Here is a 2,089-nt window from a genome sequence, read left to right on the forward strand (position 1 = left end):
GAAGTTCAGGGTCGTATTTGCTTGGCATCGTAGTTCCATCCTTATATAAAGATCGGAACTGAAACCAGGCCAATTCATTGGTCGGCGACGCGTATTCGTCTGGGGACTCGTTGCGTTCACAATCGGTGTGATGCTTGCGTCGCTGGCTCCCAACGTCGGAATCCTGATCCTGGCTCGCGCTCTACAAGGCGTCGGAGCGAGCGTCATCGTTCCGACCAGCCTGGCGCTTCTTCTTGAGGCCTATCCCAAGCCTGACCACAAACGGATGATCTCGATCTGGGCCGCTGCAGGTTCTCTTGCCGCAGCGCTTGGACCGGTACTCGGCGGACTCCTCGCTGACCTCGACTGGAGACTGGTCTTTGCTCTGAAGATCCCTTTGGCACTCGTCGCACTATTTGCTGCACGGGCTCTCCCCACGCCTCCGAGAAAAGCCTCACCACTTCCGGATCTCGTTGGCGCAGCATGCTTGGCCGTCACCATTGCATCGTTCATCACAGTCCTCACCATGTCGAGTGAAGGAAAGCCGGATCAGCTTCGACTCTGGGTCACCGCAGCGCTTGGCATCTCGACATTTGGTCTGTTCCTTTACCGCAGCATGCGGCACCCCGATCCGGTAGTAGATCTCCGCCTATTCAAGACGCCGTCATTTTCCTTTGCAGCAGTCGGGATGGCAGCTTTCTATGTCGGATTCTCCATGATGCTTTTGGCTTGCGCGCTCTGGGCCACAAACGTCTGGGAATGGAGCTCCGCACTTACTGGCATCTGCTTCATTCTTGGCCCGGGCACTGCGGTCGTCACTTCACTCATCGCGGGGCGGACAAACCTTAAGGCCGAGTGGCTCTCGTTGGGCGGCGGGCTGCTCTTTATGGTCGCGGGCCTTATTTGGGCTTTGAGCCTGACAACTGAAAACTCATCGCCAGTAGCGTTTTTGGCCGGATTCATTCTGACTGGTGCGGCCGCAGGCATAGCGCAGACGGGCTTTCTGTCTGGCGGTGCGGGAGCGCTACCGGAAGAAGATTACGCATCCGGCACTGGCATTATCAACACTGGCAGGCAAATCGGTGCGGCCGTAGGGGTTGCTCTTCTCGTGGCTTTCGTAGGGTCCGGTGATCAGGCCGTGAGCTTTGGGCCAGTCTGGGTGACAATCTCGATATCTGGGGCGACTGCAGCACTTGCGATCCTTCCCGCAATCACGAAGTTAAGTTCACGAACCAGCTAAGGAATTGAATTCACTACGGCACCCACAGTGTCTTGTCTTCACCGAATTGCTACCCCGAAAGGAATCCAAACCACAGGCCAGGTCATCTCCGCGCCAATTACATTTCACCTTTGTTAATGCAATAGCGTTGCCTGCAACTCTGCCGAGAGGGTCTCAATGCTCACTTACTTCGCCGCCGCGGATTGAGCTTTCGCTAGCCGTTGACACTTCGGACAATAGTGCGAGGACCTGTTCATGAACCGCTCTCTGACTATGAGAGTGCCACATCGATCGCAGGGCAGGCCCGTCCGGCCATATGAATGTAGTTGATGAGCAAAGTAGCCGGCCTGTCCGTTGACGTTGACGTACTGCTCGTCGAAGCTCGTACCGCCCTCCGCCAGCGCCTGCGCGAAGACGTCGCGGAGCAGCCGCAGCAGTTCGGCGGCCTTCCGCGCCCCGACCACGGAGCCCGCCGTCTCCGGATGCAGTCGGGCCCGCCAGAGCGCCTCATCCGCATAGATGTTGCCGACGCCGCTCACCAGGGACTGGTCGAGCAGCAGCGATTTCACTCCGCTGCCGCGCCGCCGCAGCGCCGCCACGAACGCGGCATCGTCGAAGGCCGGATCGAGCGGATCCCGCGCGATATGCAGCGCCTGGACCGGAACCTCGCCGATCCCGTCGGGCGCCGCGGCGAGCCGGTCGAGCGCGAGCGAGCCGAAGAGGCGCTGATCGGCGAAGTCGATCCGCAGCTCCCCGTGCTCGGGGTGCTCGATCCACAGGCGGATGCGCACGTGACGATCACCCGCGGCGTCGAGCTCGCGGAGCAGCAGCTGCCCGCTCATGCCCAGGTGCGCGAGCAGGGCCATCTCTCCCGCGCCGACGACGCGCGCG

2 protein-coding genes are annotated in these 2,089 nt (G+C 60.4%); one reads left to right on the forward strand and one right to left on the reverse strand.

Features of this window, described 5'->3' with window-relative positions:
- The first annotated feature begins 76 nt into the window (after positions 1–76).
- Positions 77–1,219 carry an MFS transporter gene (locus ACFPZL_RS12560; RefSeq protein ID WP_268912075.1) on the forward strand — a complete coding sequence of 381 codons (1,143 nt, stop codon included), beginning with the start codon at positions 77–79 and terminating at the stop codon, positions 1,217–1,219.
- Between the two features lie 164 nt (positions 1,220–1,383).
- Here ACFPZL_RS12560 and mutM read toward each other — a convergent pair whose 3' ends face one another.
- A complete protein-coding gene (gene mutM / locus ACFPZL_RS12565) occupies positions 1,384–2,064 on the reverse strand; it encodes a bifunctional DNA-formamidopyrimidine glycosylase/DNA-(apurinic or apyrimidinic site) lyase (RefSeq protein ID WP_382335686.1) in 681 nt (226 codons plus the stop codon).
- Positions 2,065–2,089: the final 25 nt, after the last annotated feature.

Source organism: Leucobacter soli (assembly GCF_042659205.1).
In the GTDB taxonomy this organism is placed as follows: Bacteria; Actinomycetota; Actinomycetes; order Actinomycetales; family Microbacteriaceae; genus Leucobacter; species Leucobacter soli.

Excerpts from the sequence above, each read along its gene's own strand:
- mutM (WP_382335686.1), bottom strand. The coding sequence starts at position 2,064 with ATGGCCCTGCTCGCGCACCTGGGCATGAGCGGGCAGCTGCTGCTCCGC.